Source organism: Microbacterium sp. 3J1 (genome assembly GCF_001049495.1).
Taxonomy (GTDB): Bacteria; Actinomycetota; Actinomycetes; order Actinomycetales; family Microbacteriaceae; genus Microbacterium.
This window is the reverse complement of record NZ_CDWI01000004.1, coordinates 42,173-64,709: the sequence shown is the minus strand read 5'-3', so window position 1 is coordinate 64,709 and position 22,537 is coordinate 42,173. Positions and strand designations below refer to the sequence as shown.

At 66.9% G+C, this 22,537-nt stretch carries 35 protein-coding genes; 34 read left to right on the top strand and 1 reads right to left on the bottom strand.

What is annotated here, in order from left to right:
• The first annotated feature begins 319 nt into the window (after positions 1–319).
• The 30 genes from rpsJ (at position 320) to rplQ (ending at position 16,931) form a co-directional block, all read left to right on the top strand.
• Entirely contained in the window at positions 320–628 is a 309-nt protein-coding gene (gene rpsJ, locus BN2660_RS02300; RefSeq protein WP_017201594.1) for a 30S ribosomal protein S10, read from the top strand.
• Positions 629–636: 8 nt separating this feature from the next.
• Entirely contained in the window at positions 637–1,296 is a 660-nt protein-coding gene (gene rplC, locus BN2660_RS02295; protein WP_091226734.1) for a 50S ribosomal protein L3, read from the top strand.
• 2 nt (positions 1,297–1,298) lie between these two features.
• Positions 1,299–1,961 (top strand): 50S ribosomal protein L4, encoded by a 663-nt coding sequence (rplD, locus tag BN2660_RS02290; protein ID WP_021201122.1) that lies wholly within the window; start codon positions 1,299–1,301, stop codon positions 1,959–1,961.
• Positions 1,958–2,281, top strand: a complete 324-nt coding sequence (gene rplW / locus BN2660_RS02285) for a 50S ribosomal protein L23 (RefSeq protein WP_017829206.1) — start codon at positions 1,958–1,960, stop codon at positions 2,279–2,281. Before rplD ends, rplW begins: the two co-directional genes overlap by 4 nt.
• Before the next feature lie 21 nt (positions 2,282–2,302).
• Positions 2,303–3,142 carry a 50S ribosomal protein L2 gene (gene rplB, locus BN2660_RS02280; protein ID WP_053097483.1) on the top strand — a complete coding sequence of 280 codons (840 nt, stop codon included), beginning with the start codon at positions 2,303–2,305 and terminating at the stop codon, positions 3,140–3,142.
• A gap of 12 nt (positions 3,143–3,154) precedes the next feature.
• The gene (gene rpsS, locus BN2660_RS02275; RefSeq protein WP_017201589.1) at positions 3,155–3,436 is read left to right on the top strand and encodes a 30S ribosomal protein S19; all 282 of its coding nucleotides are present in this window, start codon (positions 3,155–3,157) and stop codon (positions 3,434–3,436) included.
• A 25-nt stretch (positions 3,437–3,461) separates the two neighbouring features.
• Positions 3,462–3,860, top strand: a complete 399-nt coding sequence (gene rplV / locus BN2660_RS02270; protein WP_091226730.1) for a 50S ribosomal protein L22 — start codon at positions 3,462–3,464, stop codon at positions 3,858–3,860.
• Positions 3,860–4,615 carry a 30S ribosomal protein S3 gene (rpsC, locus tag BN2660_RS02265; protein WP_091226727.1) on the top strand — a complete coding sequence of 252 codons (756 nt, stop codon included), beginning with the start codon at positions 3,860–3,862 and terminating at the stop codon, positions 4,613–4,615. The genes rplV and rpsC overlap by 1 nt, the downstream gene beginning before the upstream one ends.
• Positions 4,615–5,034, top strand: a complete 420-nt coding sequence (gene rplP, locus BN2660_RS02260) for a 50S ribosomal protein L16 (protein ID WP_056312870.1) — start codon at positions 4,615–4,617, stop codon at positions 5,032–5,034. The genes rpsC and rplP overlap by 1 nt, the downstream gene beginning before the upstream one ends.
• Positions 5,034–5,351, top strand: a complete 318-nt coding sequence (rpmC, locus tag BN2660_RS02255) for a 50S ribosomal protein L29 (RefSeq protein ID WP_017829202.1) — start codon at positions 5,034–5,036, stop codon at positions 5,349–5,351. The genes rplP and rpmC overlap by 1 nt, the downstream gene beginning before the upstream one ends.
• Positions 5,351–5,668: a 30S ribosomal protein S17 gene (gene rpsQ / locus BN2660_RS02250; RefSeq protein ID WP_091226725.1), complete on the top strand. Its 318-nt coding sequence runs from the start codon at positions 5,351–5,353 to the stop codon at positions 5,666–5,668. Before rpmC ends, rpsQ begins: the two co-directional genes overlap by 1 nt.
• Entirely contained in the window at positions 5,665–6,033 is a 369-nt protein-coding gene (rplN, locus tag BN2660_RS02245) for a 50S ribosomal protein L14 (RefSeq protein WP_053097479.1), read from the top strand. The genes rpsQ and rplN overlap by 4 nt, the downstream gene beginning before the upstream one ends.
• A 3-nt stretch (positions 6,034–6,036) precedes the next feature.
• The gene (rplX, locus tag BN2660_RS02240; RefSeq protein WP_067121114.1) at positions 6,037–6,396 is read left to right on the top strand and encodes a 50S ribosomal protein L24; all 360 of its coding nucleotides are present in this window, start codon (positions 6,037–6,039) and stop codon (positions 6,394–6,396) included.
• Positions 6,396–6,986 carry a 50S ribosomal protein L5 gene (gene rplE, locus BN2660_RS02235; RefSeq protein WP_091226722.1) on the top strand — a complete coding sequence of 197 codons (591 nt, stop codon included), beginning with the start codon at positions 6,396–6,398 and terminating at the stop codon, positions 6,984–6,986. Before rplX ends, rplE begins: the two co-directional genes overlap by 1 nt.
• Positions 6,987–7,119: 133 nt before the next feature.
• Positions 7,120–7,518: a 30S ribosomal protein S8 gene (gene rpsH, locus BN2660_RS02230; RefSeq protein ID WP_067121118.1), complete on the top strand. Its 399-nt coding sequence runs from the start codon at positions 7,120–7,122 to the stop codon at positions 7,516–7,518.
• Positions 7,519–7,524: 6 nt separating this feature from the next.
• Complete coding sequence (gene rplF, locus BN2660_RS02225) at positions 7,525–8,061, top strand: 50S ribosomal protein L6 (protein ID WP_091226720.1); 537 nt, start codon at positions 7,525–7,527, stop codon at positions 8,059–8,061.
• 2 nt (positions 8,062–8,063) lie between these two features.
• Positions 8,064–8,423, top strand: a complete 360-nt coding sequence (gene rplR / locus BN2660_RS02220) for a 50S ribosomal protein L18 (RefSeq protein WP_017201578.1) — start codon at positions 8,064–8,066, stop codon at positions 8,421–8,423.
• Positions 8,424–8,443: 20 nt separating this feature from the next.
• Positions 8,444–9,121 carry a 30S ribosomal protein S5 gene (rpsE, locus tag BN2660_RS02215; RefSeq protein ID WP_269454908.1) on the top strand — a complete coding sequence of 226 codons (678 nt, stop codon included), beginning with the start codon at positions 8,444–8,446 and terminating at the stop codon, positions 9,119–9,121.
• Positions 9,121–9,306 (top strand): 50S ribosomal protein L30, encoded by a 186-nt coding sequence (gene rpmD / locus BN2660_RS02210; RefSeq protein ID WP_042538783.1) that lies wholly within the window; start codon positions 9,121–9,123, stop codon positions 9,304–9,306. Before rpsE ends, rpmD begins: the two co-directional genes overlap by 1 nt.
• A complete protein-coding gene (gene rplO, locus BN2660_RS02205) occupies positions 9,306–9,932 on the top strand; it encodes a 50S ribosomal protein L15 (RefSeq protein ID WP_091226715.1) in 627 nt (208 codons plus the stop codon). The genes rpmD and rplO overlap by 1 nt, the downstream gene beginning before the upstream one ends.
• A 104-nt stretch (positions 9,933–10,036) precedes the next feature.
• Positions 10,037–11,359, top strand: coding sequence for a preprotein translocase subunit SecY (gene secY, locus BN2660_RS02200; protein ID WP_091226712.1), 1,323 nt, complete (start codon positions 10,037–10,039; stop codon positions 11,357–11,359).
• Positions 11,356–11,970, top strand: coding sequence for an adenylate kinase (locus tag BN2660_RS02195; RefSeq protein WP_091226710.1), 615 nt, complete (start codon positions 11,356–11,358; stop codon positions 11,968–11,970). Before secY ends, BN2660_RS02195 begins: the two co-directional genes overlap by 4 nt.
• Before the next feature lie 11 nt (positions 11,971–11,981).
• Positions 11,982–12,830, top strand: coding sequence for a type I methionyl aminopeptidase (gene map, locus BN2660_RS02190; protein ID WP_091226708.1), 849 nt, complete (start codon positions 11,982–11,984; stop codon positions 12,828–12,830).
• A gap of 157 nt (positions 12,831–12,987) precedes the next feature.
• The gene (locus BN2660_RS02185) at positions 12,988–13,647 is read left to right on the top strand and encodes a DsbA family protein (protein WP_091226705.1); all 660 of its coding nucleotides are present in this window, start codon (positions 12,988–12,990) and stop codon (positions 13,645–13,647) included.
• 176 nt (positions 13,648–13,823) lie between these two features.
• Positions 13,824–14,045 (top strand): translation initiation factor IF-1, encoded by a 222-nt coding sequence (gene infA, locus BN2660_RS02180; protein ID WP_028496510.1) that lies wholly within the window; start codon positions 13,824–13,826, stop codon positions 14,043–14,045.
• 64 nt (positions 14,046–14,109) lie between these two features.
• Positions 14,110–14,226 carry a 50S ribosomal protein L36 gene (rpmJ, locus tag BN2660_RS02175; protein WP_005050492.1) on the top strand — a complete coding sequence of 39 codons (117 nt, stop codon included), beginning with the start codon at positions 14,110–14,112 and terminating at the stop codon, positions 14,224–14,226.
• Between the two features lie 131 nt (positions 14,227–14,357).
• A complete protein-coding gene (gene rpsM / locus BN2660_RS02170; protein WP_091226702.1) occupies positions 14,358–14,732 on the top strand; it encodes a 30S ribosomal protein S13 in 375 nt (124 codons plus the stop codon).
• A gap of 31 nt (positions 14,733–14,763) precedes the next feature.
• Positions 14,764–15,162: a 30S ribosomal protein S11 gene (gene rpsK / locus BN2660_RS02165; protein WP_017829189.1), complete on the top strand. Its 399-nt coding sequence runs from the start codon at positions 14,764–14,766 to the stop codon at positions 15,160–15,162.
• A gap of 148 nt (positions 15,163–15,310) precedes the next feature.
• On the top strand, positions 15,311–16,300 hold the full coding sequence (locus tag BN2660_RS02160) for a DNA-directed RNA polymerase subunit alpha (RefSeq protein ID WP_060927221.1): 990 nt from the start codon (positions 15,311–15,313) through the stop codon (positions 16,298–16,300).
• A 34-nt stretch (positions 16,301–16,334) separates the two neighbouring features.
• Complete coding sequence (gene rplQ, locus BN2660_RS02155; RefSeq protein ID WP_091226700.1) at positions 16,335–16,931, top strand: 50S ribosomal protein L17; 597 nt, start codon at positions 16,335–16,337, stop codon at positions 16,929–16,931.
• A gap of 222 nt (positions 16,932–17,153) precedes the next feature.
• On the opposite strand, the gene BN2660_RS02150 is transcribed toward rplQ, so the two are convergent.
• Positions 17,154–18,374 (bottom strand): PAS domain-containing protein, encoded by a 1,221-nt coding sequence (locus BN2660_RS02150; RefSeq protein ID WP_091226698.1) that lies wholly within the window; start codon positions 18,372–18,374, stop codon positions 17,154–17,156.
• A gap of 161 nt (positions 18,375–18,535) precedes the next feature.
• Between BN2660_RS02150 and BN2660_RS02145 the strand changes: the two genes are divergently transcribed.
• From BN2660_RS02145 to BN2660_RS02130, 4 genes are all read left to right on the top strand, one after another.
• Positions 18,536–19,552, top strand: coding sequence for a Bug family tripartite tricarboxylate transporter substrate binding protein (locus BN2660_RS02145; protein WP_091226695.1), 1,017 nt, complete (start codon positions 18,536–18,538; stop codon positions 19,550–19,552).
• A gap of 1 nt (position 19,553) precedes the next feature.
• Entirely contained in the window at positions 19,554–20,111 is a 558-nt protein-coding gene (locus BN2660_RS02140) for a tripartite tricarboxylate transporter TctB family protein (protein ID WP_091226692.1), read from the top strand.
• Positions 20,111–21,658 carry a tripartite tricarboxylate transporter permease gene (locus BN2660_RS02135; protein ID WP_091226689.1) on the top strand — a complete coding sequence of 516 codons (1,548 nt, stop codon included), beginning with the start codon at positions 20,111–20,113 and terminating at the stop codon, positions 21,656–21,658. Before BN2660_RS02140 ends, BN2660_RS02135 begins: the two co-directional genes overlap by 1 nt.
• A gap of 62 nt (positions 21,659–21,720) precedes the next feature.
• Positions 21,721–22,518 carry a sulfite exporter TauE/SafE family protein gene (locus BN2660_RS02130; protein ID WP_091226686.1) on the top strand — a complete coding sequence of 266 codons (798 nt, stop codon included), beginning with the start codon at positions 21,721–21,723 and terminating at the stop codon, positions 22,516–22,518.
• Positions 22,519–22,537 lie beyond the last annotated feature (19 nt).

The following is a 22,537-nucleotide window of genomic DNA, read 5'->3' as shown; positions in this document are numbered from 1 at the left end:
ACAGGTTCGACATTCCGGCGCGCTCAGCGTGTGCCGGATCACCACCAGGGCAGTGCATAGGCGGCGCAGAAGCGCAGGGACCTAGGCCGCGGGTGGCAGGACCACCCCGACATCTTCATCACGAGGGCTTCGCCGTGCGCGGCGGAGGTCGGGCATCCACTCGCCGCAGGGCGTGCGGAATGACAGCAGAACAGTGGTGCAGCAGATCGACTCGCGAGAGCCGTTCCAGTGCCGAGGCGCGAACAGCGCCGACGTGCGTCCAATGCCCCAGGGTCACCCGGCCCAGGACGGTAAGACGCTTAAAGAGAGAGAGCAGACAATGGCGGGACAGAAGATCCGCATTCGCCTGAAGTCGTATGACCACGAGGTCATCGACACGTCCGCACGCAAGATCGTCGACACCGTGACCCGCGCGGGCGCAACCGTCGTCGGCCCCGTGCCGCTGCCGACCGAGAAGAACGTCGTGTGCGTCATCCGGTCGCCGCACAAGTACAAGGACAGCCGCGAGCACTTCGAGATGCGCACCCACAAGCGTCTGATCGACATCGTCGACCCGACGCCCAAGGCCGTCGACTCGCTGATGCGTCTCGACCTGCCGGCTGACGTCAACATCGAGATCAAGCTCTGAGGTCCGACATGGTTGACATCAACGCAAAGATTTCCAAGGGCATGCTGGGCACCAAGCTCGGAATGACCCAGGTGTGGAACGAGAACGGCAAGCTCGTTCCCGTCACCGTCATCGAGCTCGCCCCGAACGTGGTCACGCAGATCCGTACCCCCGAGAAGGACGGCTACAACGCCGTGCAGATCGCGTACGGCCAGATCGACCCGCGCAAGGTGAACAAGCCCCTCAGCGCCCACTTCGAGGCCGCAGGCGTCACGCCGCGTCGTCACGTCACCGAGATCCGCACCGCGGATGCCGCTGACTACTCGCTGGGCCAGGAGCTCACGGTCGACGGCACGTTCGAGGCCGGCCAGCTCGTCGACGTCGTCGGCACGAGCAAGGGCAAGGGCTTCGCCGGTGTCATGAAGCGTCACAACTTCAAGGGCGTCTCGGCATCGCACGGTTCGCACCGCAACCACCGCAAGCCCGGCTCCATCGGCGCATCGTCGACCCCGAGCCGCGTCTTCAAGGGCATGCGCATGGCCGGCCGTATGGGTGGCGAGCGCGTGACCGTCCTCAACCTCACGGTGCACGCCGTCGACATCGAGAAGGGTCTGCTGCTCGTCAAGGGCGCCGTCCCCGGTGCTCGCGGTCGCATCGTCTATGTCCGCAACGCAGTGAAGGGTGCCTGATCATGGCTGACTCCACTCTCGCGCTCGACGTCCTCAAGGCAGACGGCAAGAAGGCAGGCTCGATCGAGCTTCCCGCCGCGCTGTTCGACGCCAAGACGAACATCCCGCTCATCCACCAGGTCGTCGTCGCGCAGCTCGCGGCGGCTCGCCAGGGAACCCACTCGACCAAGCGTCGCGGTGAGGTCTCGGGTGCCGGCCGCAAGCCCTTCAAGCAGAAGGGCACGGGTAACGCCCGTCAGGGCTCGATCCGCGCGCCGCACATGACCGGCGGTGGAATCGTGCACGGCCCCAAGCCGCGCGACTACTCGCAGCGCACGCCCAAGAAGATGATCGCCGCCGCCCTCCTGGGCGCGCTCAGCGACCGCTTCCGCGGTGACCGCATCCACGCCATCGAGTCCTTCGGGATCGACGGCACGCCTTCGACCAAGACCGCGGTGAACTTCCTCACCAACGTCGTCTCGTCGAAGAACGTGCTCGTCGTGATCGAGCGCAACGACGACGTGACGCTGAAGAGCATCCGCAACCTGTCGAACCTGCACGTGCTGACGTTCGACCAGCTCAACGCCTACGACGTGCTCGTCTCCGACGACATCGTCTTCACCCAGGCCGCGCTCGAGGGCTTCATCGCCTCGAAGTCCGGCGCCAACCAGGAGGTCTCCGCATGAGCGAGCAGGCATCTGTTCTCCAGACGGCCCTGAACAAGGACCCGCGCGACATCATCCTGAAGCCGGTCGTGTCCGAGAAGAGCTACGGTCTCATCGACGAGGGTAAGTACACCTTCCTCGTGGACCCGCGCGCTTCGAAGACCGAGATCAAGCTCGCCATCGAGAAGATCTTCGGCGTCAAGGTCGCTGGGGTCAACACCCTCAACCGCGTCGGCAAGGCTCGCCGCACCCGCTTCGGCACCGGCAAGCGCAAGGACACCAAGCGCGCCATCGTGACCCTGAAGTCGGGCACCATCGACATCTTCACGGCAATCGGCTGATCCGGGGGATAAAGGACAATCATGGCTATTCGCAAGTACAAGCCCACGACCCCGGGCCGTCGCGGCTCGTCGGTGGCTGACTTCGCCGAGATCACCCGATCGACGCCGGAGAAGTCGCTGCTGCGCCCGCTCTCGAAGACCGGTGGTCGCAACAACCAGGGCCGCATCACGACCCGTCACATCGGTGGTGGCCACAAGCGCCAGTACCGCGTCATCGACTTCCGTCGCAATGACAAGGACGGCGTGGACGCCCGTGTCGCTCACATCGAGTACGACCCCAACCGCACGGCTCGCATCGCGCTGCTGCACTACTTCGACGGCGAGAAGCGCTACATCCTCGCGCCGGCGAAGCTGAAGCAGGGCGACGTCGTCGAGTCGGGCGCGGGCGCCGACATCAAGCCGGGCAACAACCTCCCGCTGAAGAACATCCCGACGGGTACCGTCATCCACGCGATCGAGCTCCGCCCCGGCGGCGGCGCGAAGATGGCACGTTCGGCCGGTGCATCCGTCCGTCTCGTCGCCAAGGACGGCAACTTCGCCCAGCTGCGTCTGCCCTCGGGCGAGATCCGCAACGTCGATGCGCGCTGCCGCGCGACCATCGGCGAGGTCGGCAACGCCGAGCAGTCGAACATCAACTGGGGCAAGGCCGGCCGCATGCGCTGGAAGGGCGTCCGCCCGACCGTCCGTGGTGTCGCGATGAACCCGGTCGACCACCCGCACGGTGGTGGTGAGGGCAAGACGTCCGGTGGTCGTCACCCCGTCTCCCCGTGGGGCCAGGCTGAGGGTCGCACCCGTCACGCCAACAAGGAAAGCGACAAGTACATCGTGCGTCGTCGTAACGCCGGCAAGAAGCGCAAGTAGGAGTAAGAGAAGATGCCTCGCAGTCTTAAGAAGGGCCCCTTCGTCGACGAGCACCTGCTTCGCAAGGTGGTCGTGCAGAACGAAGCCGGCACGAAGAACGTCATCAAGACCTGGTCTCGCCGGTCCATGATCATCCCGGCCATGCTGGGTCACACGATCGCGGTCCACGACGGTCGCAAGCACATCCCTGTGTTTGTGTCCGAGACCATGGTCGGCCACAAGCTGGGCGAGTTCGCGCCCACCCGCACCTTCCGCGGCCACGAGAAGGACGACAAGAAGGGCCGCCGCCGCTGACGCGGTGGCGATAGAGGAGAGAGAAATGGTGGAGTCCATCGCACGCGTGCGACACATCCGCGTGACCCCTCAGAAGGCTCGTCGTGTCGTCGCGCTCATCAAGGGCAAGCAGGCCCAGGAGGCTCTGGCGATCCTGAAGTTCGCACAGCAGAGCGCCAGTGAGCCGATCTACAAGCTTGTCGCGTCGGCCATGGCCAACGCGCAGGTCAAGGCGGATCGTGACGGCGAGTACCTCGACGAGCAGGACCTGTACGTGGCTAACGCCTACGTAGACGAGGGCACGACGCTCAAGCGTTTCCAGCCCCGTGCACAGGGTCGCGCTTTCCAGATCAAGAAGCGCACGAGCCACATCACGGTCGTGCTCTCGACGCCGGAGGCGGCTCCGGCCGCCAAGGGCGACAGCAACAAGAAGGCGAGCAAGTAATGGGACAGAAGGTAAACCCGTACGGCTTCCGCCTCGGCATCACCACGGACCACGTGTCTCGTTGGTTCTCGGACTCGACGAAGGCCGGCCAGCGTTACGCCGACTACGTCGCCGAGGACATCAAGATCCGTCGTCTGCTGCAGACGCAGCTCGACCGCGCCGGTGTCTCGAACATCGAGATCGAGCGCACCCGTGACCGCGTCCGCGTCGACATCCACACCGCCCGTCCGGGCATCGTGATCGGTCGTCGTGGTGCAGAGGCCGAGCGCATCCGCGGCGACCTCGAGAAGCTCTCGGGCAAGCAGATCCAGCTGAACATCCTCGAGGTCAAGAACCCCGAGGCCGACGCTCAGCTCGTCGCTCAGGGCATCGCCGAGCAGCTCTCTGCTCGTGTGGCGTTCCGTCGCGCGATGCGCAAGGGTCTCCAGGGCGCGCAGCGCGCTGGTGCCAAGGGCATCCGCATCCAGGTCTCCGGCCGCCTCGGCGGCGCCGAGATGAGCCGGTCGGAGTTCTACCGCGAGGGTCGTGTGCCGCTGCACACGCTGCGCGCGAACATCGACTACGGCTTCTACGAGGCGAAGACCACCTTCGGCCGCATCGGCGTGAAGGTCTGGATCTACAAGGGCGACCTGACCAACAAGGAGCTTGCTCGCGAGCAGGCCAACGCACCGAAGTCCCGTCGTGACGACCGTGGTGGCGACCGCCGCCGCGCGCCGCGCAACGAGGCTCCCGTCGCAGAAGGAGCGTCTGCCTGATGCTTATCCCCCGTAAGGTCAAGTTCCGTAAGCAGCACCACCCCGGCCGTAGCGGCCAGGCGACCGGTGGCACGAAGGTCTCCTTCGGCGAGTACGGCATCCAGGCCCTCACTCCTGCGTACGTGACCAACCGTCAGATCGAGTCCGCTCGTATCGCGGTCACGCGTCACATCAAGCGTGGCGGAAAGGTGTGGATCAACATCTACCCCGACCGTCCCCTCACGAAGAAGCCCGCCGAGACCCGCATGGGTTCCGGTAAGGGTTCCCCCGAGTGGTGGGTCGCCAACGTCAAGCCGGGTCGCGTCCTCTTCGAGGTCTCCGGCGTGAGCGAGGAGCTCGCTCGCGAGGCACTGACCCGAGCAATTCACAAGCTGCCGTTGAAGGCACGCATCATCAAGCGCGAGGAGGGCGACGCGTAATGGCGATCGGCACCAAGGAGCTCGCTCCGGCAGAGCTCGACACGTTCGAAGACCAGCGCCTCGTTGAGGAGCTGCGCAAGGCCAAGGAGGAGCTGTTCAACCTCCGTTTCCAGTCGGCCACCGGCCAGCTGGAGAGCCACGGCCGCATCCGCGCCGTCAAGCGCGACATCGCGCGCCTCTACACCGTGATCCGCGAGCGCGAGCTGGGCATCCGTGCGACGCCCGCTCCCGTCGAGGCTCCGGCCAAGAAGGCGACCAAGTCGAAGGCGAAGAAGGCGGACTCCGCCGACGACGCCGTGAAGGAAGAGGCTGAGTGATGGCCACCAAGAAGGAAGCCGCCGTCGAGGTTGAGCACGCCGCTCACGACGTCCGCGATGCGGATGCCCGTGGCTACCGCAAGGCGCGTCGTGGCTACGTCGTCAGCGACAAGATGGACAAGACCATCGTGGTCGAGGTCGAGGACCGCGTGAAGCACCCGCTTTACGGCAAGGTCATCCGCCGCACCTCGAAGGTCAAGGCGCACGATGAGGCGAACGCCGCCGGCATCGGCGACCTCGTCCTGATCAACGAGACCCGCCCGCTGAGCGCGACCAAGCGCTGGCGCCTGGTGGAGATTCTGGAGAAGGCCAAGTGATTCAGCAGGAGTCCCGCCTCAAGGTCGCCGACAACACCGGCGCGAAGGAGCTGCTCACCATCCGTGTGCTCGGCGGCTCGCGTCGTCGTTACGCCGGCCTCGGTGACACCATCGTCGCGACCGTCAAGGACGCGATCCCCGGCGGAAACGTCAAGAAGGGCGACGTCGTCAAGGCGGTCATCGTCCGCACGGTCAAGTCCACGCGCCGTCCCGACGGCTCGTACATCAAGTTCGACGAGAACGCAGCCGTCATCCTGAAGAACGACGGGGAGCCCCGCGGCACCCGTATCTTCGGGCCGGTCGGTCGTGAGCTTCGTGACAAGAAGTTCATGAAGATCGTCTCGCTGGCGCCGGAGGTTATCTAAGTCATGGCGAAGATCAAGAAGGGTGACCTGGTCCAGGTCATCACCGGAGCCACGCAGGAGCGTGGCGGCGACCGCGGCAAGCAGGGCAAGGTCCTCGAGGTCCTGGCCGAGAAGAACCGCGTCATCGTCGAAGGCGTGAACTACGTCACCAAGCACACGCGCGTCGGTCAGACGCAGCGTGGCACCAAGACGGGCGGCCTCGAGACTGTCGAGGCGTCCATCCACATCTCGAACGTCGCACTCGTCGACCCCTCGACCAAGAAGCCGACCAAGGTCGGCCACCGGGTCGAGGAGCAGACCAAGGACGGCGTCAAGCGCACCGTCCGCGTGCGCTACGCGAAGAAGAGCGGTAAGGACCTCTGATGGCAGCTACTGACGCTGCGGAGGCTGTCAAGGTGCAGCCCCGCCTGAAGGCGAAGTACAACTCCGAGATCAAGAAGGCTCTGCAGGACGAGTTCGGCTACGCCAACGTCATGCAGATCCCCGGACTGGTCAAGGTCGTCGTGAACACCGGTGTCGGCGAGGCAGCTCGCGACAGCAAGGTGATCGATGGCGCGGTCGACGACCTCACCAAGATCACCGGCCAGAAGCCGATCGTCACGAAGGCCCGCAAGTCCATCGCGCAGTTCAAGCTGCGTGAGGGCCAGGCCATCGGCGCGCACGTCACCCTCCGCGGTGACCGCGCGTGGGAGTTCGTGGACCGTCTGGTCTCGCTCGCACTGCCCCGCATCCGCGACTTCCGCGGTCTGTCGGGAAAGCAGTTCGACGGAAACGGCAACTACACCTTCGGTCTCCAGGAGCAGAGCGTGTTCCACGAGATCGACCAGGACAAGATCGACCGGGTTCGCGGTTTCGACATCACCGTCGTCACCACCGCGAAGACGGATGACGAGGGTCGCGCTCTGCTGCGTCACCTCGGCTTCCCGTTCCGGTCGGACGACGCCCAGGCGTAGCACCTTCGACGGGCTCAGTGGTCACTGGTCACTGGGCCCGTCGAATTGCACGTACAATCGAAGATTGCGTGCTCATCGCAGGCCGTCTGTCGTGTAACGGCAGCCGGAACCTCATGAACAAAGGAAAACACCAATGACAATGACAGACCCGGTCGCAGATCTGCTGACCCGTCTGCGCAACGCGAACTCGGCGCACCACGATTCCGTGACGCTGCCGTCGAGCAAGCTCAAGACGCACATCGCCGAGATCCTCCAGCAGGAGGGCTACATCGCCGGCTGGGAGACGTCCGACGCTCGCGTGGGCAAGAACCTCACGCTCCAGCTGAAGTACGGCCCCAACCGTGAGCGTTCGATCGCGGGCATCAAGCGCGTGTCGAAGCCCGGCCTCCGCGTCTACGCGAAGTCCACGGAGCTCCCCAGGGTCCTCGGCGGCCTCGGCGTGGCCATCCTGTCCACCTCCTCCGGTCTTCTCACCGACCGTCAGGCAGAGCAGAAGGGCGTGGGCGGAGAAGTTCTCGCCTACGTGTGGTAATCGAAAATGTCGCGTATTGGACGACTTCCCATCGACGTTCCCGCGGGCGTGACCGTTTCGGTCGCCGGCCGTGAGGTCGCGGTGAAGGGCCCCAAGGGTGAGCTCACCCTGACGGTCGCCAACCCCATCGAGGTCGCGGTCGAGGAGAACCAGGTTCTGGTCACCCGTCCCGACGACGAGCGCGAGTCCCGGTCGCTTCACGGCCTGACCCGCACGCTCATCAACAACAACATCATCGGCGTGACCCAGGGCTACACCAAGGGTCTCGAGGTCGTCGGCACCGGTTACCGCGTCGCGCAGAAGGGCAGCTCGGTCGAGTTCGCCCTCGGCTTCTCGCACCCGGTCCTCATCGACCCGCCCGCCGGTATCACGCTCACGGTCGAGGGCAACAACAAGCTCACCGTCAGCGGTATCGACAAGCAGGCTGTCGGCGAGGCAGCTGCGAACATCCGCAAGATCCGCAAGCCCGAGCCGTACAAGGGCAAGGGCGTGCGCTACGCCGGCGAGGTCGTGCGTCGCAAGGCCGGAAAGAGTGGTAAGTAACCATGGCTCTCAAGTCAAAGTCTGACGCCCGCGCGCGTCGTCATGCCCGCCTTCGCAAGAAGGTCGTCGGCACCGAGGCTCGTCCGCGCCTCGTCGTCAACCGCTCGGCCCGCCACGTCTTCGTGCAGCTGGTCGACGACAGCAAGGGTCACACCGTCGCGTCGGCTTCGACGCTCGAGACCGACCTGCGCTCGCTCGAGGGTGACAAGACCGCCAAGGCCCGCAAGGTCGGCGAGCTTCTCGCCGAGCGTGCGAAGGCTGCAGGCGTTTCCGAGGCAGTGTTCGACCGTGGCGGCAACCGCTACGCGGGTCGTGTCGCCGCCATCGCCGACGGCGCCCGCGAAGGGGGTCTGGCACTGTGAGTGACAACAAGGAGAACGAAGTGACCGAAGCGGCTGCTGCCACTTCCGAGACTGCTGCCGGCACCACGCAGGCAGAGCCGTCTCGCGATCAGCGCGACGGCCGCCGTGGTGGCCGTGGTGACCGCAACCAGGGTGGCCGCGACCGCAACTCGCGCGACCGTGGTGACAACCAGTTCCTGGAGCGCGTCGTCACCATCAACCGCGTCTCGAAGGTCGTGAAGGGTGGTCGTCGCTTCAGCTTCACCGCTCTCGTGGTCGTCGGCGACGGCAACGGTCTGGTGGGCGTCGGCTACGGCAAGGCCCGCGAGGTCCCCCTGGCGATCTCGAAGGGTGTCGAAGAGGCCAAGCGCAACTTCTTCCGCGTGCCGCGCGTCGGCAGCACCATCCCGCACCCCGTGCAGGGTGAGGCCGCCGCAGGCGTCGTCCTGCTGCGTCCGGCCGCTGCCGGTACCGGTGTCATCGCCGGTGGTCCGGTTCGCGCCGTGCTCGAGTGCGCCGGTATCCACGACGTGCTGTCGAAGTCGCTCGGCTCGTCGAACACGATCAACATCGTGCACGCGACGGTGACCGCCCTGAAGCAGCTCGAGGAGCCCCGTGCGGTCGCCGCACGCCGTGGCCTCGAGTTCGACCAGGTCGCTCCCGCGCGTCTCGTCCGTGCGGAGGCTGACGCCATCGCCGCACAGAAGGTAGGTGCCTGATGGCTGCGCGCCTGAAGGTCACGCAGGTCAAGTCCAAGGTGAGCGAGAAGCAGAACCAGCGTGACACGCTGCGCAGCCTCGGTCTCAAGCGCATCGGTGACAGCACCGTTCGCCCCGACGACGCGCAGACGCGCGGTTACGTCAAGACCGTCGCCCACCTCGTCAAGGTTGAGGAGATCGACTAATGGCTGAGAAGAACGAAGCCGTCGAGGCTGAGAAGGCCCCGAAGAAGGCTGCCGCTCCCAAGGCTGCTGCCGAGAAGAAGCCTGCGGCCAAGAAGGCGTCGGCCGCTGCGGCCGACTCCAAGGCCGAGGCTCCTGCGAAGAAGCCCGCCGCCAAGAAGGCACCGGCGAAGGATGCTCCGGCATCCCGCCCCGGCGTCCTGAAGGTCCACCACCTGCGTCCGGTCCCCGGATCCAACACCGCGAAGACCCGTGTCGGTCGCGGTGAGGGCTCCAAGGGCAAGACGGCGGGTCGCGGTACCAAGGGCACGAAGGCTCGCAACACCGTTCGCGTCGGCTTCGAGGGTGGGCAGATGCCGCTGCACATGCGCACCCCGAAGCTGCGCGGGTTCAAGAACCCGTTCCGCGTCGAGTACCAGGTCGTCAACCTGGAGAAGCTCGCGGAGCTCTACCCCGCGGGCGGCGACGTCACCGTGAGCGACCTCGTCGCCAAGGGTGCCGTTCGCAAGAACGAGAAGGTCAAGGTTCTCGGAAACGGCGACATCGCCGTGAAGCTCACCGTCTCGGTCGACAAGGTCTCGGGTTCTGCCGAGCAGAAGATCGTGGCGGCCGGCGGATCCGTCAAGTAACCACTGCATGAGAGGGGTCGGAGATTCTCCGGCCCCTCTTATGGGTTAGCCTGTTCTTTCAGCCGTCCTTCAGGGATCGGCAACCTTTTCAGGAGGCACGTCCCTTGTTTAGCGCCATCGCGCGGATCTTCCGCACGCCCGACCTGCGCCGGAAGATCGGTTTCACGCTGGCCATCGTCGCCATCTACCGACTCGGCTCCAACGTCCCCGCTCCGTTCGTGAACTTCCCGAACGTCGAGCAGTGCCTCGCTCTGAACTCGGGCACAGAGGGACTCCTCGGGCTCGTCAACCTCTTCTCCGGCGGTGCGCTCCTGCAGCTGTCGATCTTCGCTCTCGGCGTCATGCCGTACATCACGGCGACGATCATCACCCAGCTCCTCCGCGTCGTCATCCCTCACTTCGAGGCGCTGCACAAGGAGGGCCAGGCCGGTCAGGCCAAGCTCACCCAGTACACGCGGTACCTCACCATCGCGCTCGCGCTCCTGCAGTCGACCACGCTCGTCACCGTCGCCCGCAGCGGCCAGCTGTTCGGCACGTCCGACGTCGCGGCCTGCCAGAACCTGCTCACGAACGACGTGTGGTGGGCGCAGCTGCTCATCATCATGGCGATGACCGCGGGCACCGGCCTCATCATGTGGTTCGCCGAGCTCGTCACCGAGCGCGGCATCGGCAACGGCATGTCGCTCCTGATCTTCACGTCGATCGCCGCGACGTTCCCCGGCGCCATGTGGCTGATCTGGGAGAGCAAGGGCTTCGAGGTCTTCCTCCTCGTGCTCCTCGTGGGAATCATCGTGATGGGCCTCGTCGTGTTCGTCGAGCAGTCGCAGCGCCGTATCCCGGTGCAGTACGCGAAGCGCATGGTCGGCCGCCGCACGTATGGCGGGACCAACACGTACATCCCGATCAAGGTGAACATGGCGGGTGTGATCCCGGTCATCTTCGCGTCGTCGCTGCTCTACATCCCGGCGCTCATCGCGCAGTTCAACACCCCGCAGGACGGCTCTGAGCCGGCCCCGTGGGTGACCTGGATCAGCGCGAACTTCACCACCGGAGACCACCCCGTCTACATGGCGGCGTACTTCCTCCTGATCATCGGGTTCACCTACTTCTACGTCGCGATCACGTTCAACCCCGTCGAGGTCGCCGACAACATGAAGAAGTACGGCGGGTTCATCCCCGGCATCCGCGCCGGCCGCCCGACCGCCGAGTACCTCGACTACGTCCTGACGCGCATCACGCTGCCGGGCTCGATCTACCTCGGTCTGATCGCACTGATCCCGCTGATCGCTCTCGCGACAGTCGGTGCCAACCAGAACTTCCCGTTCGGCGGCGCATCGATCCTCATCATCGTGGGTGTCGGTCTCGAGACCGTCAAGCAGATCGATGCGCAGCTGCAGCAGCGTCACTACGAAGGGCTCCTCCGATGACGATTCGTCAGGCTCCCCAGTCCACGGCGCGACTGCTGATCGTGGGTCCGCAGGGCTCCGGCAAGGGCACCCAGGGCGTCCGCATCGCCGAGTCCTACGGCATCCCCGTCGTGTCCACCGGCGACATCTTCCGCGCGAACATCAAAGAGGGCACGCCTCTCGGCCAGCAGGTGACGGCGATCCTCGACAAGGGCGACCTGGTTCCCGACGAGCTCACGAGCGAGATCGTGCGCGACCGGCTCGGGCAGGACGACGCCGCGAGCGGCTTCCTCCTCGACGGGTATCCCCGCAACGCCGCGCAGGTGACGCACCTCGACGACTTCCTCGCCGAGCGCGGCGAGTCGCTCGACGCGATCATCCTCCTCGACGTCCCGCGCGAGGAGAGCATCGAGCGTCTGAAGCTCCGGGCGGCCGAGCAGGGCCGTTCCGACGACACCGAAGAGGCGATCGCGCATCGTCTCGACATCTACGAGCGTGAGACCGCACCGATCCTCGAGGTCTACGGACCCCGCGGCATCGTCGACCGCATCGACGGCGTCGGCTCGCTCGACGAGATCACCGAGCGCGTCTTCGCAGCCCTCGCCGCGCGCGGCCTTCGGCTCGCAGCCTGACGCACCGCACGATGTTCCGGAAGTCGATCTACAAGAGCCCAGCGCAGCTGCGGGCGATGGTCGAGCCAGGGCTCATCACGGCGGCGGCACTGGATGCCGTGCGTCCGCTGATCCGTCCGGGTGTCACCACACTCGAGCTGGATGCCGAGGCGAACCGTGTGATCCTCTCGCGCGGAGCGGAGTCGAACTTCCAGCTCGTCCGCGGCTACCGGCACACGACCTGCATCTCGGTCAACGAGGAGGTCGTCCACGGCATCCCCGGGGAGCGGGTGCTGCAGCCGGGAGACATCGTCTCGATCGACTGCGGTGCGCAGTACCAGGGGTGGAACGGCGACAGCGCGATCACGGTGGTCGTCCCCGATGACAGCCGTCCCGAGCTCGTCGCGCAGCGCGCGGAGCTGTCGCGCGTGACTGAGGGGTCGATGTGGGCGGGCATCGCCGCCATGGCGACCGCATCCCACCTCGGCGACCTCGGTGCCGCGATCCAGGGCTACATCGAGGCGCAGGGGCCGTCCGCCGTCTCGGGGCAGACCTACGGCATCCTCCGCGAGTACGTCGGCCACGGCATCGGCCGCAAGATGCACGAAGCGCCCAGCGTCTTCAACTACCGCACGCCCGACCCCGGCGCCGAGGTGAAGCCCGGCCTGGTGCTCGCCATCGAGCCGATGGTCACCGCCGGCGGCGAGGAGACGTTCGTCGAGGACGACGACTGGACGGTCTCGACAGTCGACGGTTCCGACGGGTCGCACTGGGAGCACAGCGTCGCTCGGCATGACGGCGGCATCTGGGTGCTGACGGCACCTGACGGGGGAGCGGCGGGCCTCGCGCCCTTCGGCGTGACCCCCACGCCCATCGCCTGACGCGGGCGCCTCAGGGCTCCGCAGGGGGCCGCCGCCGCACACGCCCCGAGTCACAACTCGCGCATAGCTTTCTCCGGGCAGAATGGGTGCATGGGTGTGCATGCGCCCGCAGACTTCACGCAGGGCCTGCTCTGGGCCTCGACAGAAACGGAACCCCATGGCAGCCGCGAAGAGCAACACCAACTGGTTCGTGATCGGAGTGTCGGCGGCAGTCGTCGTCGTGCTCGCCGTCCTCGCGACTGTCGTCGTGCTCCTGAACAACCAGGCCACGGCTCCGGGCGTCGCACCGAAGAGCGACATCGTCAACCAGGAGACCGGGGCGATCAGCTTCGGCTCGGGCGAGGACGAGATCGACACGTACATCGACTTCATGTGCCCTGTCTGCGGCCAGTTCGAGGACGCATACGGCGAGCAGCTCCAGACGGCCGCGGCGAACGACGAGATCACCCTCAACATCCACCCCGTGTCGATCCTCAACCGCGCGTCGACGACCGGCGAGTTCTCGTCGCTCTCGGGCAGTTCGATGTACTGCGTGGCGCAGGAAGCGCCCGACGCCGCCCTCGACTACTTCAACCTGCTCTTCGCGAACCAGCCCGCCGAGAACTCCGCCGGACTGAGCATCGAGCAGATGACCGCTCTCGCAGAGCAGGCAGGAGCGGGGGCCGCGGCGGAGTGCATCGCCGACGGCACCTTCATGCAGTTCGTCGACTCGCAGACGAAGACGCACGAGATCGGCGGCACGCCGACGGTCGAGGTGAACGGCACCCGCATCGAGAACGCGGAGATCGGCACGGAGTTCGCCAAGATCCTCGGCTGATCGAGCACTCCGCGATGGGATTCCGGCAGGCCGCTCAAGTTGCCGGAACTCCCTTCGTCGGATAACATAGATCTTTGGTGCCTTGCGCCTTGATTCGGCGTGTCCGAGTCGGCGAGGCATCGTAATCCCAATCACCCACCGCAGATCGACCGGTCTGCAGAAGCGTCAGCGAGGCTATGGCTAAGAAAGACGGTGTCATCGAGATCGAGGGCGTGATCTCCGAGGCTCTGCCCAACGCGATGTTCCGCGTTGAGCTCACCAACGGACACAAGGTCCTGGCAACGATCTCGGGAAAGATGCGGCAGAACTACATCCGCATCATCCCCGAAGACCGCGTGGTCGTGGAGCTCAGCCCCTACGACCTCACCCGCGGCCGCATCGTCTACCGCTACCGCTGATCGGTCGAGAAGTAACGGCCTGCCCCGGAACGGGGCGGTACGAAGACAGCGAACAGGAATCATCATGAAGGTCAACCCCAGCGTCAAGCCCATCTGCGATCACTGCAAGGTGATCCGCCGCCACGGCCGCGTCATGGTGATCTGCAAGAGCAACCCGCGCCACAAGCAGCGCCAGGGCTGATCAGGCGGATCTGACACACAACTCAATACACACAACGGCAGGATCAGATCCCACGCGAGTGGGGGACACCTCGGGGCGGAGGCCCGAGCACCGATCCTGCTCCACACCTCCACAACATCCAGGAGAACCGCATGGCACGTCTTGCCGGCGTTGACATCCCGCGCGACAAGCGCGTGGTGATCGCCCTTACCTACATCTACGGCGTCGGCCGTACCCGCTCGGTCGAGATCCTCAAGGCGACCGAGATCGACGAGAGCATCCGCGTGAAGGACCTGAGCGACGACCAGCTCATCGCCCTCCGCGACTACATCGAAGGCAACTTCAAGGTGGAGGGTGACCTTCGCCGCGAGGTCGCCGCAGACATCCGCCGCAAGGTCGAGATCGGCTCCTACGAGGGCATCCGCCACCGTCGTGGTCTCCCGGTCCGTGGTCAGCGCACCAAGACCAACGCCCGTACCCGCAAGGGCCCGAAGCGCACCGTCGCAGGCAAGAAGAAGGCCCGCTAAGCGCGGCCCCAGGGACTAGGAGAACACTTTCATGGCTGCACCCAAGGCCGCCGCGCGCAAGCCGCGCCGCAAGGAAAAGAAGAACATCGCGCTGGGCCAGGCCCACATCAAGTCGACGTTCAACAACACGATCGTCTCGATCACCGACCCGTCCGGCGCTGTCATCGCGTGGGCATCGTCGGGTGGCGTGGGCTTCAAGGGCTCCCGCAAGTCGACCCCGTACGCCGCCGGCATGGCTGCGGAGTCCGCCGCCCGCCAGGCAGCGGAGCACGGCGTCAAGAAGGTCGACGTCCTCGTGAAGGGTCCCGGCTCCGGCCGCGAGACCGCGATCCGCTCGCTCCAGGCCGCAGGCCTCGAGGTCGGCTCGATCCAGGACGTCACCCCGCAGGCGCACAACGGCTGCCGCCCGCCGAAGCGTCGTCGCGTCTGACACGGCTCATGCGAGGGATGCTCCGGCATCCCTCGCATGCCCGTCAGCGGGCGACGCGCCCGCCCTGCGGGCCGACGTTCACGTCACAACTCAAGACCTCACCCCACCACATGTCATATAGCGGGCATGTGATCGAAAGGAACACAGAGTGCTTATTGCACAGCGTCCCACACTGACCGAGGAAAAGATCGTCGAGAACCGGAGCCGGTTCATCATCGAGCCTCTGGAGCCCGGCTTCGGCTACACGATCGGCAACGCGCTGCGTCGCAGCCTGCTGTCGTCGATCCCCGGCGCCGCGGTCACCAGCGTTCGCATCGACGGCGTGCTGCACGAGTTCAGCACCATCCCCGGCGTGAAGGAGGATGTCACCGAGATCATCCTCAACATCAAGCAGCTCGTCGTCTCCAGTGAGCGCGACGAGCCCATCACGGCGTACCTGCGCAAGACCGGTTCGGGCGAAGTCACCGCCGCTGACATCTCGGCTCCGGCCGGTGTCGAGGTGCACAACCCCGAGCTCGTCATCGCGACGCTCAACGAGACGGCGAAGTTCGAGCTCGAGCTCACGATCGAGCGTGGCCGTGGCTACGTCTCGGCGACGCAGAACCGCAACGAGTACGCAGAGGCCGGTCAGATCCCGATCGACTCGATCTACTCGCCGGTCCTCAAGGTCAGCTACCGCGTCGACGCCACCCGTGCGGGTGAGCGCACCGACTTCGACAAGCTCGTCCTCGACGTCGAGACCAAGTCCGCGATCAGCCCGCGCGACGCCGTCGCCTCGGCTGCGAAGACGCTCACCGAGCTGTTCGGTCTCGCTCGCGAGCTGAACGTCGAGGCTGAGGGCATCGAGATCGGCCCGGCGCCGGTGGAGGCTGTGAACTCCAGCGAGCTGTCGATGCCGATCGAGGACCTCGACCTGTCGGTCCGCTCGTACAACTGCCTCAAGCGTGAGGGCATCAACACCGTGTCTGAGCTCGTCGCCCTCTCGGAGACGCAGCTCATGAACATCCGCAATTTCGGCCAGAAGTCGGTCGACGAGGTGCGCGACAAGCTCATCTCGCTCGGTCTGTCGCTCAAGGATTCGGTGCCCGGTTTCGACGGCGCCCACTTCTACGGCGGCAGCGAAGACGAGTCCTTCTGATACCCGACCCTTCCTGACCAGGAGTTAGACGATTATGCCCAAGCCCACCAAGGGTCCCCGCCTCGGAGGCGGCCCCGCCCACGAGCGCCTGCTGCTTGCCAACCTCGCGGCGGCTCTGTACACCCACAAGTCGATCAAGACGACCGAGACCAAGGCCAAGCGCCTGCGTCCGCTCGCCGAGCGCCTGATCACCTTCGCCAAGCGCGGTGACCTGCACGCTCGTCGTCGCGTTCTCTCGGTCATCGGTGACAAGGATGTCGTGCACACCCTCTTCACCGAGATCGCGCCCCTCGTCGCAGACCGCGACGGCGGCTACACCCGCATCACCAAGGTCGGAAACCGCAAGGGTGACAACGCCCCCATGGCCGTCATCGAGCTCGTCCTCGAGCCCGTGACCCCGAAGACCAAGGCTGCCAAGGCGGCTCCGAAGGCCGACAAGGCCGAGAAGCCCGCCGAGGTCGTCGAGGAGGCTCCTGCAGAGGAGGCTCCCGTCGACGAGGCTTCCGCCGAGGACACCGCCGCCGAGGAGGCTCCCGCCGGCGAGTCCGCCGAGGCCGGTGCCGAGTCGCAGGCCGAGGGTGAAGCAGCCGAGGCTGCCGCCGAGGATGCCATCAAGGACAAGTCCGAGTAAGCATCTCGCGTCATACGACGAAGCCCGCCGCACCTCTCGGGACGGCGGGCTTCGTCGTATGTCGGTCCGGTTTCCGGCTCAGTGCGCCCGCAGGTCCTTGCGGAGGATCGTGCCCGACGCTGACGCTGACGCCGACGCCGACGCCGACGTCGGGATGAGGTCGACGAACTCGACCTGCCGCACAGCGGGCACTGGGTCCCCGGGTCCGGTCGATCCGCGTCCTCAACCCGCTCCGGTCGGGCGGTAGCGCGTCCCCGGCCGGCCCTTCGTGGAGTAGTCCAAGGCACGGGCGGCCCGGCCGGTGCTCGCGAGGTGCTCGAGATAGCGGCGCGCGCTGACGCGGGATATCTGCAGGTCGTCGCCGATCTCCGTGGCCGACGCCTCGGGCCTCGCGGCCAGCGCCTGTGCGACACGATCGAGGGTCTCGGCGCTGAGACCCTTGGGAACGCCGAACCGCTGCCGGAACGCGATGATGGCGTCGGCCGCCTCGACGCGCTGCACGACATCGTGCAGCTCCGTGTGGTCGCGCAGGAGCAGGGTCGCCTCGACGTCCGTGTCGCCGACACGGCTGCCGGTGCTCCGGGCCACGAGCACGTGGGACCCGACGATGACCGGACGCCCGGCATCCTCTCCTTCGCGCAGCACGGCGAGCAGCTCCTCGCTCAGCACGTCGGATGCCGGTGCGTCGTCGAGCTCTCCGGGGTCCCTCTCGAGCAGGCGGGCGGCCGCGTCGTTGGCGAGCGTGATGCGCCCCGCTCCGTTGACGGTGATCACGCCCTCGCTGAGGCGATGGAGAGTGGTCTCCTGGTTCTTCACCAGCGCGGCGATCTGGTGCGGCTCCAGCCGGTAGATGCGACGTCGGATCACCGCGGTCACCCAGGCCGACCCGAACACCCCGAGCACGGCGGCGGCGAGCATGGCCGAGATGAGCCAGGCGAGGTTGGCGGTGTACTCCTCGCTGAGCTCCGATTCCAGGATGCCCACGGATGCGGTTCCGATGACCGCGCCCTCCTCGTCGCGGATCGGCACCTTCACCCGCCACGACGTGCCGAGGGTGCCGGTCTGGGTGCCGACGTAGATCTCGCCGCCGAGGGGGATGGACGGGTCGGTGGAGACCCTCTCGCCGATGCGGTCGGCGTTCGGGTGCGAGTAACGGATGCCGTCGGCGTTCGCGACCACGACGTACGCGAGGTCCGATGCCTCGCGGATCACCTCGGCGACGGGCTGGATCGCCTCTGCGGGGTCGGGATCATCGAAGGCGTCGAGCACGGTCGGGAGTGCGGCGACCGACTGGGCGACCGCCTGCATGCGATCCTTGTAGGCCTCGCGGAGCGCGTGCTCCTGGAAGGCGCCGGCGACGATGCCCGTCGCGAGGGTCACGAGGGACACGATCAGCGCCTGCAGCACGAGCAGCTGCACCCGGAGCGTCATCTTCGAGGCCACTCCACCATTGTCCTCGCCCCACGAGCGGCCGGCGATGCGCGCCGCCGACCGTTCGCGACCAATAGTTTCGTAACGCGACCAATGGTTTCCGAAGCTTGAGCGGACCGCAGGCGACCTCCCAGGGTGGACGGACAGCACCTGAACGCTCAAGGAGGAGCGCAATGAAGAGATCACGCATCGGCACCCTGGGGGCGCTCGCCGCCGCATCCGCCCTCGTCCTCACGTCCTGCGCCGGTGGCGCGGGCTCGTCCGACGGCGGCGACGGGGACGAGCCCGCCGCGATCACCGACCTGAACATCGTCGTGCCCGCCGACCCCGGCGGCGGCTGGGACCAGACGGGCAGGGCCATGTCCGAGCTGCTCACGGCCGAGGAGATCGTCGCGTCCGCACCCGTCACCAACGTGGGCGGCGCCGGAGGCACCGTCGGACTCGCCCAGCTCGCGAACGAGAAGGACCCGAACACGCTCATGGTCATGGGTCTCGTCATGGTCGGCGCCGTCGAGACGAACGCCTCGGCCGTCCGCATCGAGGACACGACCCCCATCGCCAGGCTCACGGACGAGCCGCTCGTCGTGGTCGTGCCCGCGGACTCGAAGTACGACACGCTCGAAGACCTCGTCGAGGATGTCGTGGACAAGGGCCAGGAGGTGACGATCACCGGGGGCTCCGCAGGAGGGGCAGACCACATCCTCGCCGGTCTGATGCTCGAGGAGGCCGGTCTCGACGGCTCCGAGATCGCGGAGAAGCTCAACTACACGCCCAACTCCGGAGGCGGCGAGGCGACCTCGCTGATCCTCGGCGGCAAGGTCGCTGCGGGCATCTCGGGAGTGGGGGAGTTCCTGCAGCACATCGACGCGGGCACGATGAAGGCGCTCGCCGTCTCGTCGGAGGAGCCCGTGGAGCAGCTCCCGGACACCCCCACGATCACGGATGCCGGCTACGACGTCGTGCTCACCAACTGGCGCGGGGTGATCGCGCCGGGCGACATCGACGACGCCAGCCGCGAGGAGCTCGTGCGGCTCGTCACCGAGCTGCACGACTCGCAGGCGTGGACGGAGGAGCTCGAGACCCGCGGGTGGGCGGACGCCTTCCTCACGGGCGAGGAGTTCGACGAGTTCCTCACGGGGAACATCGACGAGGTCACCGCCACGCTGCAGAACATCGGGCTGGTCGGCTGAGATGGCCGGCGGGTCCCTCGGGCCCGAGAGCGTGCGGACCGGTGGAAGCCGGTCCGCACGCGTCATCGGGCCACTGCCGAAGGGCGAGCTGGTCTTCGCCCTCCTCATGGTCGCGCTGGGGGTGTTCGCCCTCGTCGGCGTCTTCACGATCCATGTCCCCACGGGCGCCCAGGTCGGCCCCACCGTGTTCCCGGTGTTCGTCGCCACCCTGCTCCTCGGGGCGGCCGTCGCGGTGCTGATCAGCATCCTGCGCGGGCAGCGCGGCGTTCCGGAGGACGGGGAGGACGTCGACCAGTCCCTGCCGACGGATTGGATCACCCTCGTCAAGATCGCCGCGCTCCTGCTCGCCCACCTGCTCCTCATCGAGCCCATCGGGTGGGCGCCCGCCGCCGCGCTCCTGTTCGGCGGTGTCGCCTGGTCTCTCGGCGCCAGGCGGTGGTGGGTCGCGTTACTTATCGGCGTCGCCGTCGCGCTCGTGGTCCAGGTCGCGTTCGGCGGGTTCCTCGGTCTCTCCCTGCCCTGGGGTCCGGCTCTGTCGTGGCTCGGAAGGATGTTCTGATGGACAGCTGGTCTCTGCTCCTCGAGGGCTTCGCGACGGCGCTCCAGCCCCAGTACCTCGTGTTCGCCTTCGTCGGCGTCCTCATCGGCACGGCGGTCGGCGTGCTGCCCGGCATCGGTCCGGCCATGACCGTGGCCCTGCTGCTGCCGCTCACCTACTCGCTCGAGCCCGCTGCCGCGCTCATCACCTTCGCGGGGATCTACTACGGCGGCATGTACGGCGGCTCGACCACGAGCATCCTTCTGAACACGCCCGGGGAATCGGCCTCGATCGTCACGGCGATCGAGGGCAACCGGATGGCCAAGATGGGTCGGGGCGCGGCAGCGCTCGCGACCGCGGCGCTCGGGTCGTTCGTCGCAGGCACCCTCGCCACGATCGGATTGACGCTCCTCGCGCCTGTGCTCGCGCAGTTCGCCGTGAACCTCGGCCCGGCCGACTACGTGGCGCTCATCGTGATCGCCTTCATCACCGTGGGCGCGCTCATGGGGTCGTCGGTGCCGCGCGGGCTGCTGTCGCTCGGAGTCGGGCTCTTCCTCGGGCTGGTCGGCACCGACCTGCTGTCGGGGCAGCAGCGCTACACGCTGGGGCTGCCGGCGCTGTCCGACGGGATCGACATCGTGCTCGTCGCGGTCGGACTGTTCGCGGTGGGGGAGACGCTGTACGTCGCCGCTCGGCTGCGGCACGGGGCGATCGACGTCATCCCGGTCTCCCGCGGATGGCGCAGCTGGATGACCCGCGACGACTGGCGTCGCTCGTGGAAGCCCTGGCTCCGCGGCACGGCGATCGGCTTCCCGATCGGCACGATCCCCGCCGGAGGTGCGGATGTCGCGACGTTCCTGTCGTACGCGACGGAGCGGAAGCTCTCGACGCACCGCTCGGAGTTCGGACGCGGAGCGATCGAGGGGGTCGCCGGACCCGAATCGGCGAACAACGCGGCGGCGGCCGGTGTCCTCGTGCCGCTGCTGACCTTGGGACTCCCGACGACGGCCACGGCCGCGATCATCCTCACGGCGTTCCAGTCGTACGGGCTGCAGCCCGGACCGCTGCTCTTCACGAGCCAGTCGAACCTCGTGTGGGCGCTGGTCGCGAGCCTGTACATCGGCAACGTGATCCTGCTCGTGCTCAATCTGCCGCTGGTGGGCATGTGGGTGAAGCTGCTGCAGATCCCCCGCCCGTACCTCTATGCGGGCATCCTGCTGTTCGCCGCCTTCGGCGCCTACGCGCTGCACTACTTCGTCGTCGACATCCTCATGCTCGGGATCATCGGGGTGCTCGGGTTCTTCCTCCGCAGGTACGGCATCCCCGTCGCGCCGCTGGTCGTCGGGATGATCCTGGGGCCCATGGCCGAGGAGCAGCTGCGCAAGGCCCTGCAGCTCAGCCAGGGAGACCTGACGACGCTCGTCGCGCAGCCGTTCGCCGCGATCGCGTACGCGGTGCTGGCGCTGCTCATCGCGGGAGGCCTGTGGCTCCGCCGGCGGCAGCGACGCTATGAGCAGGCGCTGACCGAGACGATCGCGGTGCCGATCAGGACCGATTCGGAGGTCTGAGCCGGCTCCCCTCCGAACCCGACGGGTCCGGAGGGGAGCGGGCCCGGGAGTAGGCTGATCCGGTGAGCGATGCAGAGACCCTGAGCAGAGGGCCTCGCGCCTACACCGCATTCATCGGGATCGGCCTCGTCGCCGGCCTCCTGTCCGGCCTCTTCGGCGTGGGCGGAGGCACGGTCATCGTCCCGCTGCTGGTGCTGTTCCTGCACTTCAATCAGCGTCTCGGCGCCGGCACATCACTCGCCGCCATCGTTCCGACGGCCACCGTCGGCGTCATCTCATACGCGATCAACGGCTCGGTCGCCTGGATCCCCGCCCTGATCCTCGCGGCGGGCGCGGTGGTCGGTGCGCAGATCGGCACCCGGCTGCTGCCGAGGATCTCGCAGACGGTGCTGCGCTGGTTCTTCGTGGGCTTCCTCCTGGTCGTGATCGTGAGCCTGTTCCTCGTGGTCCCGTCGCGCGACGCGGAGTTCGAACTGCAGCTGCTCAACGGCCTCGCGCTGGTCGTGGTGGGAGTCGCGACCGGCATCCTCGCGGGCCTGATCGGCGTCGGCGGCGGAGTGATCGTCGTTCCCGTCCTCATGCTCGCCTTCGGCACCAGCGACCTCGTCGCGAAGGGCACGTCGCTGCTCATGATGATCCCCACGGCGATCTCCGGCACGATCGGCAACCTCCGCAACCGCAACGTCGACCTCGTGGCCGCTGCCATCGTGGGTGTCTCGGCCTGCACGACGACCGCGCTGGGCGCCTGGCTCGCGACACTGATCGACCCGCTCGTGGGCAACATGCTCTTCGCCGCGTATCTCGTCGTCATCGCCGTGCAGATGGCGATGAAGGCCGTCAAGGGGCGCCGGAAGGACTGAGGCCTTTTCCCCGGCGGCT